Genomic DNA, 15,885 nt, shown 5'->3' with positions numbered 1-15,885 from the left:
ACGATGTGCCAAGCCGTAAGTATCAACCCGCGCGCGTCGCGCTTGCCGTCGCGTGCATCGCGTACGGTATGGGCGCGACAAACGCAATAGCGCAGTCCAGTCCGCAGCCGGCCAGCGGCACGGCAACGACCGTGCAGCCCGAGCGCCAGCAAAAAGCCCTCGATGCATTAGGCGCAATGTCGCAATACCTGCGCTCGCTCAGCCGCTTCGAGGTCTCGGCATCGACCGCAACCGATGCCGTTCTCGACAGCGGCCAGACCGTCGCGTTTCTTCACGAAACCGATGTCAAGGTTCAGCGCCCGAACTGCATGAGGGCGGACATCACGGGCAGCCGCGGCGAGAAGGGACTCGTCTACGACGGGCGCCATTTCACGATCTACGACACGACGCCGGGCTATTACTCGACCAACCCCGCGCCTCCGACAAACGACGAACTCGTGCGCGAGTTGGCGAGCACCTACAACATCGATACACCGCTCGCCGACTTGTTCTACTGGGGCGACGGCAAGGTCGACGACTCCACGCTGACGTCGGCGTTGTTCATTGGGCTCGAGCGCGTCGATACACGCTGGTGCAATCACTATGCCTATCAGCAAAGCGGCGCCGACTGGGAGATATGGATCCAGAGCGGCTCGCGTCCGTTGCCATGCCGCATGGCAATCGTCGATACATCGCAGAGTGCGCATCCGCGGCACGTCGTGACTTATCACTGGAAGATCAATCCGGAATTCCCGGCATCGACCTTTACTTTCCGGCCGGCGGCAAACGCGAAGGCTATTGAACTCAAGCCTGCTGTGCGCACGCCGTTTGAGGGGAGTGAATGATGTTTCGCACCAGACAAATTGCAGTTGCCGGCATTGCCGGCGTTTTCCTCGCGACATCCATGAGCGCTTATGCATTCGGCTTTCGGGGCGGCGCGCGCACCAGTATTCATGCGCCGCCGGGGGGCGGTTTCAACGGCGGCGGAGGGTTTCACGGCGGCGGCATGCCGCAAGGGGGCCGTCCGGGCGGTGGCATGCAGCACGGCGTAGGTGAAAGCCATGGCGGCGGCGGTGGTGGCGGCCATAACAACAACGGCGGAGGTGGTAGCCATAACAACGGCGGCGGCGACCACAACAACGGCGGTGGCGGTGACCACAACAACGGTGGTGGTGATCACAACCATGGCGGCGGCAACGATGGCCACCATGACGACGGCCACCACGACGATGGCCACCACGACGATGGCCACCACGACGACGGCCACCACGACGACGGCCACCATCATCACGATGACGATCATTACCACGACGGCTGGTACGTCGATCCGGTTGCTGTCGGCGTGGCGGTGGGCGTGACAACGGCGGTCGTGGTCGGCGCGACGGTCGCTACATTGCCGCCGAGCTGTTCGAACGTGATCGTCAACGGTATCGCTTATCAGCACTGCGGCCCGAACTGGTATCAGCCGCAGTACTACGGAACGCAAGTGCAGTACGTCGTGGTCACAGCGCCCCGATAACCCGCTTCATCGCGCGGCTGGTTTTCTGATCGAAACCAGCCGGTCTTTCCTGCGTCACAGTGCGTCATGTACGCATGACGATGATTATCGATCAACCGGAGATGGGTATGGACTCGAATCCGCTGGCTCTTGTCATCCAGGCTCTCGAACGAGCCGCGTTGCAAAGTACGGTCTTGCCGTACAAACGCTTTCACGTGCTGTTTCCGCGCACGGTTCCCTTGACGCGTCGTTATGAAGTACTCGACGCCGCCCTGCGTTCTCTCAACGACGCGCCCGACATCGACTATGGCGTGCTGCTCGCCTGCGATAACGGCTTGCCGGGCCCGGAGTTTTTCCGCCGATATCAAAAGCACAGATGGGACATGTACGTTGCCGCAATGGGCGATCCGCGCTTCAAGAGCGCGACGCTCTAGGGCAAGCGCGAGCTGGTGACGGCAGAGCGGCAGCGCGTGCATCAGCACGCGTTGCGGGCGAGGGCGCTTGGACGTGAGCACGAACGCGAACAGCAGTGCGCCTGATCACTCCTGCTGAACGGGGTCATGCAACCGGCGACCCCGCCTAACCGCCAATCCCCACGAACCACCGATAGTACGGATTATCCGCATCGTCGTGCATGACGCTGCGGATATTGGCTTGCCACGCATCACGATCGCCACGATACGCATCGAGCCCTGCATCATAGAAAGTGTGCAACGTCGCGTACTCCGCGTGCATCGCATTCACGAACGCATCATCCACACCTTTGAGCGGCGGCTCCGCGCGCAACGCGAGCAAATGCGTCAGCACATCTGGAAAATCCGCCGAACGAACCCACGCAGCATATTCGATGGCAGGACGATCATCGGTGACGGGCGGCGCATCGGCAGCGTAGTATTCGAGCCCCGCGCGATCCGTGATCCACGTTGCCAGCAACGCCGCAGGTGACTTGATGCCAACCTCGCGCAGCGACGCCGCCACCGTTGGCTGTTCAAAACGTGATGTGATGCGCGGGACATCGAGCTCGATGGGTTGCATTGAACCGACCAGCATCATTTCGTGCAACTCCGTGGTCCACAGCGTTGCGTACGGAAATACATCGACGAAACTCCTGATCAGCGCGCGCGTGTCCTCTTCATTTTGCGTCGGCAACGGCAGCCATTGTGCAACCAGACCTCCTTCCTGCAAACGCGAAGCGGCGAGCCTGTAAAAATCCGACGAGTACAAATTGACTACGCCGGCCGCGGATGGCGGCGGCGGTTCCAGCGTGATGACGTCGTAGCGTTGCGGGTTGCGCAGCAGTTCGCGGCGGCCATCGTGAAGACGGATATCGATGCGTGGGTCCGTGCTCATGCCGTAGTTGCCCTTGAATTGCGGCGCGGCTGCAACAACCGCCGGCAGCAACTCGGCCACCACACGTTGCTCGAGTCCGGGATATGGCAGCAATGCGCCGCCCGTGATACCCGTTCCCAATCCAATCACGAGCGCCGATCGCGGTTCGCCTCGATGAATGAGCAGGGGCAACATTGCCTGGAGGCGCATGTAGCGCAGGGACGTCATGGCATCGCCGGAATTCGATACGCCTTGAATGTAGAGACGCTTGAAGCGGTTATCGCCGGATTGCTGAGCGACAACCGCAACCGTGCCGCCCTTGCTTTCCGCGTAGAAGGCGAGTTCGCCGCCGCGCGCTCTGGCGAGCAGGGAAGCGAGGCGGTCCGCGGGCGTGAAGAGCGCGGCGACCAGCGCGGCGATGGCGAGTGCGAGCACGCTCCATCGAGTATTCGTACGCGCACCCGGACCGCAGGTTACGGCGATAACCCCGACAAGACTCGCCGCAGTGGCGAGCGCGGCCAGGGCGTGAACGAGACCAAGCAAAGGCACGAGCACGAAACCCGCAAGCAAGGTCCCGGCAATACCGCCTGCCGTGTTCACGGCCACGATCATGCCGACGCCGCGCCCGACCTTGCGGCTATCGACGCTCAGACGCAACGCGAACGGAAACGCGGCGCCGAGCAGCAAGGTCGGGACGAACACGATGCAAAAGCCTGCAAGCGCGAAGCGCGCGCACATCGCAGCGAGCATGCTGCCGGTCGCGCCGAACATCATCTTCGATACCCACGCTTGCCCTTGCAATAGCCAGTCGCCGAGGAACGCGACTCCGAGCATCGCGGCGAGTCCCGCAGCAACGATCAGCAACGCGAACATGCTCCACGGATCGCGTGCCCGATCGGCTTGACGGGACACGAGCGCGCTGCCGGCCACGAGTCCGCAAAGATAGGTCGCGAGCACGATGGCAAACGCGAAGCTCCGTGTGCTGATGAACTGAACGATGGCCTGGGACCAGACGACTTCATAGCCGAGCGCAATGCCGCCGGCGATCGCATACAGAACCAGCGCCAGCCGGGCGCGATTCCTTTCTTCGCTGGCTGGGGCCATATCGACAGGCGTAGAAGCGGGTACGTACCGGCTGAGAACGAATGAGAAAATTGCTGCCGCAGCGTTCAACGCGGCCGCGGCGATAGCGCTGCCTTGCACACCGAGCGCGGGAATGAGGATGAACGGAGCCGCGAGTGTCCCCGCGATAGCGCCGGCGGTATTGGCTGCATACAAACGCCCGCCTGCACGCCCGACGTCGCCACTCAGTGGAGCGGCGGCACGCATCAAAACGGGAAGCGTGCCGCCCATCAACACGGCGGGCACGCCGACCAACGCAAACGGAAGCGCCCACGCAAGCACACCGATGTGATCCTGCATCGTGGCGAACGAGCGCGCCGAATGAGCCAGCGCGAGCGTCGTGCCAACGGCCAGAACGAGTGCAAACGATTCTAGCCACGCATACACGCGCAGCGGATGCTTTTGCCGGTCGGCAAGGCGTCCGAATAGCCAGCCGCCCAGCGCGAGCCCCGCAAAAAAAGCGCTGACGCCTGTCGTCACGGCCTGCACTTCAGCGCCCACGACGAGCGCGAGCTGCTTGATCCAGAGCACTTGGTAAATCAACGATGCCGCGCCCGATGCGAACAACATCAACGCGGGCCACGAGATATTCAGTGAAGGACGGCCCGGCTTGCCGGTCTGAACCAACGATTCCTGACGTCGTGGTGCACTTGCGCGTTTATCGCGATGTTGCGCCTTGGCACGCGTGGCAAGCGTCTGGGTCATGGTCGAATCAGCAAATGAGCCGCGTCCACCGGCTGTGAGACCGGTGGACGCGGCGGGTTGAAAACATGCTCAACGCGTTGCCTGAACACTCATTCCAGGCCGCGCTTCTTGAACGACTCATCTATCTTCTTGTCCACCTGCCGGCGCACGCCGTCGACGCTGAAGCTTGCCGGCCTCTGGCTCGGCGGATAGTTGACGAAGGTCTGCAGGAACGTCGATGCCTTTAGTGTGGCGACGCCATTCAGATAGACGTTTTTCGTCGTCCAGTCGTTGTACTGATCCGAGGTGATGTCGGCTCGCTCGTACGGATCCATACGCAGGTTGAATAGCTTTGGCAGACGCAGGCAGATGAGCGGGTCCTGCCAGATGTTCAGGTTCCCTTGCGCGCGCTGCTCGCAGAACACAGCCTTCCACGCAGTGCCTTCCGAATCCCATCGCATGGCAACGAGATCGCCGTCGTCGTCGAAATAATAGAACTCGGTCCGTGCTCCCTTGGGTGACTTGCCCGTCAGATACGGCAACTGGTTGAAGCCATCGAGGTGATCCTTGAAACTCGTCCCGCCGGCTTTTGGCGACCAGCCCTTCAGCAGCCGGTCCTTCACGCCGCCATCGCCTGCTGCGGCAAGCAACGTGGGGAACCAGTCGAGCCCTGAGAACAACTCGTTCGATACCTCTCCCGGCTTGATCATGCCCGGCCATCGAACCATTGCAGGGACGCGGAAAGCACCTTCCCAGTTGGAGTCTTTTTCACTTCGGAACGGCGAGGTCGCGGCGTCAGGCCAAGTAAATGCGTTAGGTCCGTTATCCGTGGTGTAGACAACAATGGTGTTCTTCTCGATCTTGAGATCGTCCAGCAGTTTCAGCAGCTTGCCGACATCCTGATCGTGCTCCCACATGCCGTCAGCGTATTCGTTGCCCCGCATGCCGCTCTTGCCCTTGAATTCCGGCCGCACGTGCGTGAAGACGTGCATGCGCGTGAAGTTCATCCATACGAAGAACGGCGTATTGGCCTTCACCTGCTTCGTGATGAAGTCGGCGGCTTTCTGGCCGGTTTCGTCGTCGATGGTTTCCATGCGCTTTGCATTGAGCGGGCCAGTGTCTTCGACCTTGCCGTCAGCCGTACTGTGAATCACGCCACGCGGAGAAAAGTTCTTCACGTAGGGATCGTTCTTGTCCTGCGGCCAGTTTTCGCGTTCGGGTTCTTCCTCGGCATTCAGGTGATACAGGTTGCCGAAGAACTCATCGAAGCCATGATTGGTCGGCAAGTATTCGTTGCGGTCGCCAAGGTGATTCTTGCCGAACTGGCCCGTCGCATAGCCCAGCGGCTTGAGCGCCTGCGCGATGGTGATGTCGCCCTTTTGCAGACCGACCGGTGCGCCCGGCGCGCCGACCTTCGAAAGTCCGGTACGCAGCGGAGTCTGGCCGGTGATGAACGACGAACGCCCGGCGGTGCAGCTATTCTCCGCGTAGTAGTCCGTGAACATCATGCCTTCAGCGGCAATCCGGTCGATATTCGGCGTCCTGTAGCCGACTACACCATGCGCGTATGCACTGATGTTTGCCTGACCGATGTCATCGCCGAAGATCACGAGAATGTTCGGCTTGGACGAACTCTGGTTAGCCGGTCTGGCTGCGCTGGTTGCGGAGGGTGCGGCGGGCCTGACCGCCCCCTGCGTCTGCGCGGTCAGCCTGGTGGGGGAACCACCAGCGCGATCACTGCCGCGAGGGCGACAAGCGATACCCCCAGGGCATAGCGCCCCTTTCGAAAGAACGGTCTCATCGTGTTGCTCCATGACGTTGTTGCCGGTCGTTGCTTCTCGCTTATAAAAGCGATGCCGCATGACCTGATCGATCGCGAGTGCCTTGCCGATCGTTATTGCTTTTGCTATTGCTATTGCCCTGTGCCCGGGTAAATCGTCTGCCAGTCGTCTTTCATGCTCACCACGGTCCAGCCGTCTTTCATGGCTTCGTCCCAGGCTTTATCGAGCTTGCCTACCTTCGATTGCCGGTCGTACGCGAACTCGCGCGTGGCGTCGTCGTGGTGCACGAGCAGCGCGAGATGCGGACCGGCGCCCGTGGCCGTGTACTGCAGCATCTGCAGATCGCCGTCCGAGTTGCCGAATGCGAGGATGGGCTTGCGACCGATGTTCCGATAAATCCCGACTGGCTTGCCCGGACCGTCATCGACGAAATCGAGCTTCGGCATGCGTATGAGCGTGGGCTTGCCATCGACGAGTTCGTATTTCACGACCTGACTCGATCCGATCACCTGTTCCGGCGGAATGCCGTAGGCCTTTTCCGCCCAGGGGCGCATGAACTCGATCGTCCCGCCCGACACAATGAACGTCTTGAACCCGTTCGCGCGCAGGTAGCCGAGCAGTTCCAGTTGCGGCTGATACACGAGCTCGGTGTAAAGGCGTTTGAATTTCGGGTGTTGCGCCGTTGCAAGCCAGCCGCGGATGGTCTTGTCGTAGTCATCCACGCTCATGCCGCTGTTTGCAACCGCGATCAACTGCATCAGCTCCTTTTGCTGACCGGCGAGCGCGCCGTAGTCCTTCGCGACCAGCGACTTGAACGCCGGATTGCTCTTCCATTCCGGATGACTCGGTGCGGCTGCCTTGACCTGGTCCAGCATGAACACAAACTGGAAGTACAGCGGCTGCTCGCTCCACAACGTGCCGTCGTTATCGAATACAGCGATACGCTCTGCAGGCGGAACGAAGTTTGGCGAGCCTTCGCGCGTGACATCCGCTACGAACTTGCGGATGGTTTGCTTGGCCGCGCCGTCTCTCCAAGAAGGCAGCGCGTCGGACGTGCTCGCAACCGGCGCTGTGCTCGGCGTTGAGCTTAGAGCTACGGACGTGTTCGATGTGCCCTGGCCCGCGCAGCCGGCGAGGCAAAGTGCGACGAATGTTGCGCCGGCATTTGCCGATAAACGGGTGAGCCAATGGCGTCGGGAGTGAAGCAGCATCGAGCGTGTCCATCCGAAGTAATGCGGTCAGTTGACCGGCGCGTCTAACCGCCCGGCACGTCGGCGCGCGCCAACTGCTGGTGCTTGTGCAGATCTGCCCACGTGTTCTCGTCCATGACCAGCCTGAAACCGAGGTGCGACATGCTGTTGTAGGGGTCGGTACCGCGCCGCGCGCTTGGCCGGTAGCTCAGGCAGTAGTCTTCGTTGCAAAGAAACGATCCGCCGCGTGTCACGCGTTTGGGCGCTTCGACGGGCACACCTGCATCGGCCGGATCCCAGGAATTCGACGGTCCCACGGGGTTCTCCACAACGCTCGTAGCGCTCGCCTCGCGCCTGAACTGATCCGCCCGATACCAGTCGGCAACCCACTGCCACGCGTTGCCGGTCATGTCGGAGAGGCCGTAGCCGTTGGCCGGGAAAGTGCCCACAGGACTGGTTCCCACTGCGCCGCCGGCCTTCGGATTGACGACGGGAAACGACTGCGGTTGCTGTCCTTGCCATACGTTGGCCATCTGCTTGCCGCCGGGTGCGAACTGATTGCCCCACGCATAGGTGGCCTGCTCCAGACCGCCTCGCGCGGCGAACTCCCATTCCGCTTCGGTGGGCAGGCGCTTGCCGGACCACTTGGCATAAGCCTGCGCATCTTCATAAGAAACCTGCACCACAGGGTGATCGTCTTTCCCCGCGATACTGCTGTCCGGTCCGCTCGGATGACGCCAGTCGGCGCCCGGCACATAGCGCCACCAGCGCGAATAATCTTCCAGCGGTACGGGCTGACCCGTGCCGACAAAAACCATCGCGCCCGCGACCATTGCGCTGTCAGGCGGTCGTGGCGTGCCCGGCGGAAGCTGGACTTTCAGCGATTCCCAATCGGGTTTCTTTTCCGCCGTCGTGACATAGCCGGTTGCTTTCACAAACGCGGCGAACTGGGCATTGGTAACGTGATGACGATCCATCCAGAAACCATGCACACGTACCTTGTGCGCCGGACGTTCGTTCGCTTGCGCCTGCTTCGAGTCGCTTCCCATCTCGAACTGGCCGCCCGGAATCCACGCCATTTCCAGCGGACCACGTGATCCATCGCCGAAAACGATCTGCGGATGTGGCGTCTCGTGCGACTTCACGGCCAGACTGACTGCCGCGCCCACCACCGCCGGTGCGAGGACCAGCAAGGCACCCCAAAGCACCAGCTTGCGCCACGGTTTTGCAACGCGCGCCGATCTCTGATCGCTGCCTGCAGTAGCTGTTTTCACCGATGCCGGTTTGCGTACGCTCATGGCTTGTTCTCTCACGCGGGTTCGACGTGTCGCGCCGATTGGCGCATGACTTCAGTCATATTTCGGAAATTTGCGCAAGCGCGATTCCTGTTTCTTATCATCGTCGATTAAATTAGTATTGCTAATAGTTTCTTTTCGACTAACGAAAAATGGACGTTATTCATGTCATTAAAAGCTTGCGTCTTTGATTTCTTTCAAACAGAAAATTAGGATAAGGCGTGCTTTATCACACATGCTTGAACGGCCGCTTCAAGCGATGCCGAATCCTTGTTCACTGTTCCGACGTCACCGTCATCAGCAACCACCAATCTCATATTTGCCAGAAGCAGGCAACAACTTTTCTACGGCACTTCGAGGATTTTTTAGCGGTCGCTGAATCTTTGACGAACGGGCCAACGTGCATTAACGTCCGGGAGGACAAGCGGTATCAGCCGGGCATCCGGGATTGAAACGTTCAGGGGATTCAGGGCCATGCGTGAAACGATCCTTCGCTTCGAAGCGAGCGTCTGCGAGGCAATAGTCGGGCAAGAGGCAGTCGTCCGTCAGGTTCTGATCGCGCTTCTCGCCGACGGCCACGTCCTGCTCGAAAGCCTCCCCGGGCTCGCGAAGACGCGTACGGTCAAGGCGATCGCCACGCGGTTGGCGGCGAGCATGAGCCGCATTCAGTTCACGCCGGACTTGCTTCCGTCCGACATCACCGGCGCGGAGACGCTCCTGCAATCCGGTACCGAACGAACGCTGCGCTTTCAGCCCGGCCCCATATTCGGCAACCTGATTCTCGCCGATGAAATCAATCGCGCGCCTGCCAAGGTCCAGTCCGCCCTGCTCGAGGCGATGGAAGAACGGCAGATATCGGTCGCGGGACAAACCCACGCAATGCCCGAGTTGTTCCTCGTCATGGCAACGCAGAATCCGATCGAACAGGAGGGGACTTATCCGCTGCCCGAGGCGCAGATGGATCGTTTCCTGTTCAAGGTGCTGATCACGTATCCATCCCCTGAAAGCGAGCGCGAAATGTTGCGTATGCTCCGACGTGAAAGTAACGACTTGCCCAAGGTCGCCGAGACGCTTGCTCAGGACGTCATCTTCGAGGTGCGCCGTGCCGTGCAGCAAATCAGGGTAGCACCGGCTATCGATGAATACATTGTGTCGCTCGTCAATGCGACGCGGCATGGCGCGGAGCTGGACCCTGACCTCGGCAAGTGGATCGAGATTGGCGCAAGTCCGCGGGGCGCGATCGGTCTTGATCGTGCGAGCCGCGTGCATGCGTGGCTTGAAGACCGTAGCTACGTCACGCCCGATGACGTGCGCGCTGTCATCCATCCAGTCCTGCGTCACAGGCTGATTCTTTCCTACGATGCCAACGCCGACAACATCAGCGCTGACAGCGTGATCGATCGTCTCATCGAAAAAGTGGCCGTGCCAGCATAAGGCGCGGGAGGACCATCATGGTCGTGGCATCCGGGTCAGATATTGGCCGCGTGTACGTGGACGCGGCGCACCTCGCCAAGCTCGAATTTCGTGCGCGCGGGTTGAGTTTCATCGCGCCGGCGCCGGTGTCGAGCATTCTGTCGGGAGGCCATGCGTCGCGTTTGCGCGGACGCGGGCTCAACTTCGAAGAGATCCGCGCTTATCTTCCTGGCGACGACATTCGCCACATCGACTGGAAGGTCTCGTTGCGTCTGGGCAAGCCGCAAATTCGCGCTTATACGGAGGAGCGGGACCGGCCGCTGCTCGTCGTTGTCGATCAGCGCATGGGCATGTTTTTTGGATCGAGCCGCGCGTTCAAGTCGGTCGTGGCGGCGGAGGTCGCGGCGCTTGCGGTGTGGATGGGATTTGCATCGGGGGACCGCGTGGGCGGCGTGATCTTCGACGACAGCAGCGTCGTTCGCATCCGCCCGCTGCGCAGCCGCAGCCGCATCAAGGTTCTATTCGGCACCATTGCACGCATGAACCAGGCGCTGCATGCGGAAAGTGCCGCGAGAACCAATTACGGTCAACTCGATGCCGCGCTTCAAGGCGTGTTGCAGCTTGCAGGACACGATTACCTGATCTGCATCGTGAGCGATTTTGCGGGCGCCGCCGAGCGCACGCGCAAGCTTTTGCGCCAGTTGGCGAGGCATAACGATGTCATCGCTGCAATGGTCTTCGATCCGCTTTGGCAGCGCATGCCGGAACATCGCGCGCTGGTTGTCAGCGAAGGACGGCTGCAAGTGGAATTGCGTATCGAACAGGAAAAGGTGAGGGCGCCGCTTGCCGAACTGTTCAGGGATCGCACCGATGAAGTCGCCGCGTTGCTGCGATCGAGCGGTGTGCCGCTGATGGCGTTATCGACCGATGAACCCGCGGTCGATCAGGTACGCCGCTTGTTCGGCGAACGCGTGCGGCCGACGCTTGCGAGCGGCTTATGAGCGACACGCAAAACGCTTCGCTGCGACCCGACGGCACACCGGCCGCACTCACCGCGCTGCAGGAATTGCCCCTGCCGGAGCCGGTCTCGTGGGCGCCACAAACAGTCGGATGGCTTGCGGTTTTAGTCGTGTTGCTTTTGGTTGCGCTTTGGGCCGCCTGCGCAGGATGGCGACGTCACAAGAGGGCGCTTTACAGGCGGGTTGCACTGGCCGAGCTTGGTCAGATCGAAGCGGCTTTGCATGACGCATCCGTCGGTGCGGCGGCGCTCACCGCCATTCCCGCACTCATCAAACGAACATCGCTTGCGGCGCGTCCAAAGGAACACGTCGCCGCGTTGAGCGGTGACGCGTGGCTCGAATTTCTCAAGCGCACAAACGGTCATTTCGATGAACGCAGCGGCGCGCTGCTGACGCTGATCAGCTACGCGCCCGCTGAACAGATCGCGGCGCTTCCAAAGAAAGAAGTCGACACGTTGCTAAGCGCGACACGCGACTGGATCCAGCGCCATCATGTGGAAATTTGACTTCCCGTGGATGTTCTTGTTGCTGCCCGTGCCGCTGATCGTATGGTGGTTCGCGCCGGCGTGGCGCACGACGACATCGGCCATACGCATGCCGTTTTTCCACGAAATTGCGCAAGCGGCGGGTGAAGAGCCCGCGCCCGGCGGTGTGCGTTTGCGGCGCAACGTCCTGCAGCGGCTGACAATGCCGCTGCTCTGGGCGCTGCTTGTCACGGCTGCGTCAAAGCCGGTGTTCGTGGAGCCGCCCGTTACCCACGATGAGCCCGCGCGAGACCTGATGCTCGCAATCGACCTGTCTCAATCGATGAGCACGCGCGACTTCGTCAACCCGGCGACGGGCGAGCGCATGGACCGGCTTACGGCGGTGAAGGGCGTGGTAAAGGAGTTCGTGGCGAAGCGCAAAGGGGATCGCATTGGCGTGGTGGTATTCGGCGAGGCCGCTTTTCCGCAAGCGCCGCTGACGCTCGATCACGACAGCGTGCTTTTGCTGCTCAACCAGATGCAGATCGGCATGGCGGGTCCGCGCACGGCAATAGGCGATGCCATTGGCCTGACGGTCAAGCTCATGGACACGTCGCAAGCGCAGGAGAAGGTGCTGATCCTGCTGACCGACGGCAACGATACAAGCAGCGCCATTCCGCCGGAACGCGCGGCCGATATCGCGAAGAATCACAAGCTGATCATTCACACGATAGGCATTGGCGACCCGAGCGCAACGGGCGAAGACAAGGTCGATCTCGATGCGTTGAAACGGATCTCGGAGATCACCGGCGGCGAGTCTTTTCACGCGCTCGGCAATCCGCAGGAACTGGCTGACGTCTACACGACGCTCGACAAGATGACGCCGGAGAAAGTGAAGCGCGAGACATATCGGCCGCAGCGCGATTTCTTCTGGATACCACTTGCATTGGCGCTGTTGATTCTCACGCTCTATCACTGCCTCGCTTTGCTGCTTGCGGTGCTTCGTGCGCCGCGCCGTGAACCTGCGGAAAAGGTGGCGCATGGAAATTGACCTCACCGCATTTCATTTCCTGCGGCCGTACTGGTTATGGCTGCTGGTTCCGGCCGTGTTGTTGCCGTTCGCCTGGCATCGGAGAAACAGCGTGCATGCGCGTTGGCGCGCCATCATTGCGCCTTTGCTGCTCGAACATCTGATTGTTGGCGACGCAGCGCGTCGATGGATCAAACCGGTGCATACGCTCGGCTTGTTTATCGGGCTGGCGGCCGTAGCGGTTGCTGGTCCGACGTGGCAGCAAGAGCGGCCGCCGTTCAACCAGGACAAGGCGCCATTGGTGATCGTGCTCGAACTCGCTCATTCGATGGACGCAACCGATGTCGCGCCGACCCGCCTGGAACGCGCCAAGCAAAAGGTGCTCGACCTCGCAAACGCGCGCAAGGGTGCACGCACGGGGCTCGTGGTGTTTGCATCGACGGCGCATCTCGTCGTGCCGCCAAGCGAAGACCCGGCCATGCTCGAGTTGTACTTGCCGGCGCTCACGCCTGCCATCATGCCGCGCGACGGCAAGAACGCTAGCGCGGGCCTCGACATTGCGGAGCAGCTTCTGGCGAATGACCCCCTAGCCGGTACGATCGTTATTATCAGCGATGGTTTCGATTCGGATCACGCCGATGCGTTCGTCGCGAAGGCCAAACAGTCGCATCATCAACTGCTGTGGCTCGCGGTCGGAACAAAGGACGGCGGCGCGATTCGAGGCGCGAATGGCGCGCTTGCGCTGGGGGCCGATGGTCTTCCTTTGATGGGTACCTTCGATGCCGACGGCATCAGCCGAGTCGCGCACGATGCAGGCATTCCGCTCGCGAGCGTGCGCGCCGACGCCGACGACGTCGCATGGGTCGAGCGCCGTGCGCAAACATGGCTGGCGGAAGTCGATGAATCGAAACGCACGCCGCGCTGGAAAGAGGCGGGTTACTGGCTCGTGTTGCCACTACTCTTGCTCGGCGCGTTGGGCTTTCGCCGCGGCTGGACCGTGAAATGGCTGCCGGCCGTGTTGCTCGCACTGGCTTTCAGCGCAGCGCCTCGCGACGCGCAAGCGGCATCGTGGAACTCGGTGGACTTGTTCGCCACGCATGATCAACAGGGCCGCTGGTATTTCGAACACGCCGATTTCAAAGCGGCTGCGCAACGCTTCGACGACCCTTTGTGGAAGGGCCGCGCGTTATACCTCGCGGGGGACTACACGGGTGCGCTCGAGTCGTTCTCGAAGCTGAGGACGGCGCAGTCGTATTTCTACATTGGCAACTCGCTTGCGCATCTGGAGGACTATCCCTCTGCGATCAAAGCCTTCGACAAGGCTCTGACGCTTCAGCCAGGCATGCGAGAAGCGGCGTTCAATCGCGAGATGCTGAAGAAGCTTCTGGAAAAGCCCAAGCAGGAACCGCAAAAAGACGAAGAGGACGAAGAATCCGACGACATAAAAATCGAAAAGAAGAAAGGCAAGATCGAGCAGAGCACGCTGATTGCCGTTCCCGCCGAGGACGTCTGGATGCGCAATTTGAATACATCGCCGGCTGTGTTTTTGCATCGGAGATTCGAGCAGGAATCCGATGCCAATCCCGCGAGTGCGCCATGACGTCACGATGGAGCTTGCGCCTATGTGCAATCGTGTTGCTATGCATCTCGATCACGTCGAGCTTCGCGCAAGACGCGCCCCGGCTCAAGGTTCGCGTGCATCTGGAACCATCGGGCACGGTGGTCGCGGGTTCGGACGTCAAGCTGATCGTCGAGTGCCTGACAACGACGTTTTTCACCGACGCGCCCGACTGGCCGCTGTTCAATGTACCGGGCGCGTTTGTCGTTTTCCCCGATGAACAAGCGCAGAACCTACACGAGAGCATCGACGGGGTCGAGTGGTTCGGCGTAAGCCGCGCTTACAGGATCGTCCCCCAGGCGGCCGGAACGCTCAGCATTCCCGCATTCCCGATTTCCGTTCATCCTGGCGGCTCGACTAGCCCGGTCACATTGACGACGCCCGCGTTGAAGCTCGCCGCGACGGTTCCGGCAGGCGCGGAAGGAATGCGCGTATTTTTCCCAACGCCGAAGCTGAGCGCGACGCAAACGATCACGCCGTCGCTGCATGACCTGAAGGCTGGTGGATCGCTGACGCGCAGCATTATGCAGGTCGCCGCAGGAACCGAATCGATGCTGATTCCGCCGGTAGAGTTCGGCGAAGTGGAAGGACTCAAGCGATACGCAAAACCATCGGCGACCAAGAACGTCATTCAGGATCGTGCCGGTTTGGTGGCAGGCGAGCGCGCTGATTCCGTGACTTACGTCATTGATCGCAGCGGCAGTTTCAAGCTGCCGCCCGTGACAATCGAGTGGTGGAATATCGCGACGCAAAAAAGGGAATCAATCGTTTTGCCGGCCGTAAGTTTCACGGCGTTAGCTGCGAAGGAAAGGCCGCTATTCGATATTCCCGCAGATGCATTGTCCAACGGTGGCGCGCATCGAATCCTGGTAATCGATCGTTGGCAAGCGATCCTGGTGGCCTCGCTTCTGATATTGGTGCTGGCTTTGATCTGGGTATATCCGCGGCTTGCGACACGCTTCAGGCGTTTAAGCCAAGCGATGCTGGATGCGCGAAAAGGCCATGCGAACGGCGCCGGCCCGGCATGGCGAGCGTTGCGTCTTGCCGCGCGCAAGGGATCGTTGAAGTCCGCGATTCCCTTGCTTTATCGATGGATGGATCGAAGCCCTGAACTCAAGCACCCGGCGCGAGTGGACGAACTGAACTCGCCAGGCGAGCCACAGCTCGACGGACTGTTTAGCGCCGTTCACGGGCATTATTCCGGTCAGCTTGAGGTCACGACTGATTGGCGCGAATCGGAAAAGGCGCTTAACCGGGTCATGAAGCAAAAGCGCAAGTTAAGTAAAGCCAAGTCGCCGCTTCCGCCGCTCAACAAATACTGAGGCGGTGATTAAAGGGTCAGTCAGGCCGCAGCCGAGAAGAGCGGTAGAACCCGCGTTAGCGCACGTTGCAGCGTTAAGGCCAACTGTTGACGTGCCGACCTTGCTCGGAGTCGTTGTACTACGGCTCGTCTTGATTCTCGC

The 15,885-nt window shown here is 60.9% G+C and carries 13 protein-coding genes; 9 read left to right on the top strand and 4 right to left on the bottom strand.

All coding sequences use genetic code 11. The features are described 5' to 3' along the window. Positions 1–5 precede the first annotated feature (5 nt). The 3 genes from AX768_RS14810 to AX768_RS14800 all read left to right on the top strand — a co-directional run bounded on the left by AX768_RS14810 (position 6) and on the right by AX768_RS14800 (position 1,911). On the top strand, positions 6–824 hold the full coding sequence (locus AX768_RS14810) for a DUF2092 domain-containing protein (RefSeq protein WP_062000566.1): 819 nt from the start codon (positions 6–8) through the stop codon (positions 822–824). Further along, the gene (locus tag AX768_RS14805) at positions 821–1,498 is read left to right on the top strand and encodes a hypothetical protein (RefSeq protein ID WP_062000565.1); all 678 of its coding nucleotides are present in this window, start codon (positions 821–823) and stop codon (positions 1,496–1,498) included. Before AX768_RS14810 ends, AX768_RS14805 begins: the two co-directional genes overlap by 4 nt. Before the next feature lie 107 nt (positions 1,499–1,605). Then, a complete protein-coding gene (locus AX768_RS14800) occupies positions 1,606–1,911 on the top strand; it encodes a hypothetical protein (RefSeq protein ID WP_155524242.1) in 306 nt (101 codons plus the stop codon). A 145-nt stretch (positions 1,912–2,056) separates the two neighbouring features. Here the strand turns inward: AX768_RS14800 and AX768_RS14795 are convergent, their stop codons facing one another. The 4 genes from AX768_RS14795 to AX768_RS14780 form a co-directional block, all read right to left on the bottom strand. Then, entirely contained in the window at positions 2,057–4,633 is a 2,577-nt protein-coding gene (locus AX768_RS14795) for a fused MFS/spermidine synthase (RefSeq protein ID WP_062000564.1), read from the bottom strand. 89 nt (positions 4,634–4,722) lie between these two features. Further along, positions 4,723–6,321 (bottom strand): arylsulfatase, encoded by a 1,599-nt coding sequence (locus AX768_RS14790; protein ID WP_062001016.1) that lies wholly within the window; start codon positions 6,319–6,321, stop codon positions 4,723–4,725. A gap of 203 nt (positions 6,322–6,524) precedes the next feature. Then, positions 6,525–7,604, bottom strand: coding sequence for an HAD family hydrolase (locus AX768_RS14785; RefSeq protein ID WP_062000563.1), 1,080 nt, complete (start codon positions 7,602–7,604; stop codon positions 6,525–6,527). Between the two features lie 44 nt (positions 7,605–7,648). Then, positions 7,649–8,881 (bottom strand): formylglycine-generating enzyme family protein, encoded by a 1,233-nt coding sequence (locus tag AX768_RS14780; protein WP_062000562.1) that lies wholly within the window; start codon positions 8,879–8,881, stop codon positions 7,649–7,651. Positions 8,882–9,352: 471 nt separating this feature from the next. On the opposite strand from AX768_RS14780, the gene AX768_RS14775 reads away from it, so the two are divergent. Genes AX768_RS14775 through AX768_RS14750 form a run of 6 tightly spaced genes read left to right on the top strand, consistent with a single transcriptional unit; the run spans position 9,353 to position 15,744 of the window. Continuing rightward, complete coding sequence (locus AX768_RS14775) at positions 9,353–10,312, top strand: AAA family ATPase (RefSeq protein ID WP_062000561.1); 960 nt, start codon at positions 9,353–9,355, stop codon at positions 10,310–10,312. A gap of 17 nt (positions 10,313–10,329) precedes the next feature. Beyond that, complete coding sequence (locus tag AX768_RS14770; RefSeq protein WP_062000560.1) at positions 10,330–11,292, top strand: DUF58 domain-containing protein; 963 nt, start codon at positions 10,330–10,332, stop codon at positions 11,290–11,292. Further along, a complete protein-coding gene (locus AX768_RS14765) occupies positions 11,289–11,816 on the top strand; it encodes a DUF4381 domain-containing protein (RefSeq protein ID WP_062000559.1) in 528 nt (175 codons plus the stop codon). Before AX768_RS14770 ends, AX768_RS14765 begins: the two co-directional genes overlap by 4 nt. Then, on the top strand, positions 11,803–12,825 hold the full coding sequence (locus AX768_RS14760) for a vWA domain-containing protein (RefSeq protein ID WP_062000558.1): 1,023 nt from the start codon (positions 11,803–11,805) through the stop codon (positions 12,823–12,825). The genes AX768_RS14765 and AX768_RS14760 overlap by 14 nt, the downstream gene beginning before the upstream one ends. Then, positions 12,815–14,404, top strand: coding sequence for a vWA domain-containing protein (locus AX768_RS14755; RefSeq protein ID WP_062000557.1), 1,590 nt, complete (start codon positions 12,815–12,817; stop codon positions 14,402–14,404). The genes AX768_RS14760 and AX768_RS14755 overlap by 11 nt, the downstream gene beginning before the upstream one ends. Next, positions 14,401–15,744 (top strand): BatD family protein, encoded by a 1,344-nt coding sequence (locus AX768_RS14750; protein WP_062000556.1) that lies wholly within the window; start codon positions 14,401–14,403, stop codon positions 15,742–15,744. Before AX768_RS14755 ends, AX768_RS14750 begins: the two co-directional genes overlap by 4 nt. The last annotated feature ends 141 nt before the right edge of the window (positions 15,745–15,885 follow it).

Source organism: Burkholderia sp. PAMC 28687 (assembly GCF_001577465.1).
GTDB lineage: Bacteria > Pseudomonadota > Gammaproteobacteria > Burkholderiales > Burkholderiaceae > Caballeronia.
The sequence above is the reverse complement of the archived record's forward strand: the minus strand, read 5'-3'. Positions and strand labels throughout refer to the sequence as shown.

Excerpts from the sequence above, each read along its gene's own strand:
- AX768_RS14765 (WP_062000559.1), top strand. The coding sequence starts at position 11,289 with ATGAGCGACACGCAAAACGCTTCGCTGCGACCCGACGGCACACCGGCC.
- AX768_RS14800 (WP_155524242.1), top strand. The coding sequence starts at position 1,606 with ATGGACTCGAATCCGCTGGCTCTTGTCATCCAGGCTCTCGAACGAGCC.
- AX768_RS14795 (WP_062000564.1), bottom strand. The coding sequence starts at position 4,633 with ATGACCCAGACGCTTGCCACGCGTGCCAAGGCGCAACATCGCGATAAA.
- AX768_RS14785 (WP_062000563.1), bottom strand. The coding sequence starts at position 7,604 with ATGCTGCTTCACTCCCGACGCCATTGGCTCACCCGTTTATCGGCAAAT.
- AX768_RS14780 (WP_062000562.1), bottom strand. The coding sequence starts at position 8,881 with ATGAGCGTACGCAAACCGGCATCGGTGAAAACAGCTACTGCAGGCAGC.
- AX768_RS14770 (WP_062000560.1), top strand. The coding sequence starts at position 10,330 with ATGGTCGTGGCATCCGGGTCAGATATTGGCCGCGTGTACGTGGACGCG.
- AX768_RS14750 (WP_062000556.1), top strand. The coding sequence starts at position 14,401 with ATGACGTCACGATGGAGCTTGCGCCTATGTGCAATCGTGTTGCTATGC.
- AX768_RS14755 (WP_062000557.1), top strand. The coding sequence starts at position 12,815 with ATGGAAATTGACCTCACCGCATTTCATTTCCTGCGGCCGTACTGGTTA.
- AX768_RS14775 (WP_062000561.1), top strand. The coding sequence starts at position 9,353 with ATGCGTGAAACGATCCTTCGCTTCGAAGCGAGCGTCTGCGAGGCAATA.
- AX768_RS14805 (WP_062000565.1), top strand. The coding sequence starts at position 821 with ATGATGTTTCGCACCAGACAAATTGCAGTTGCCGGCATTGCCGGCGTT.
- AX768_RS14760 (WP_062000558.1), top strand. The coding sequence starts at position 11,803 with ATGTGGAAATTTGACTTCCCGTGGATGTTCTTGTTGCTGCCCGTGCCG.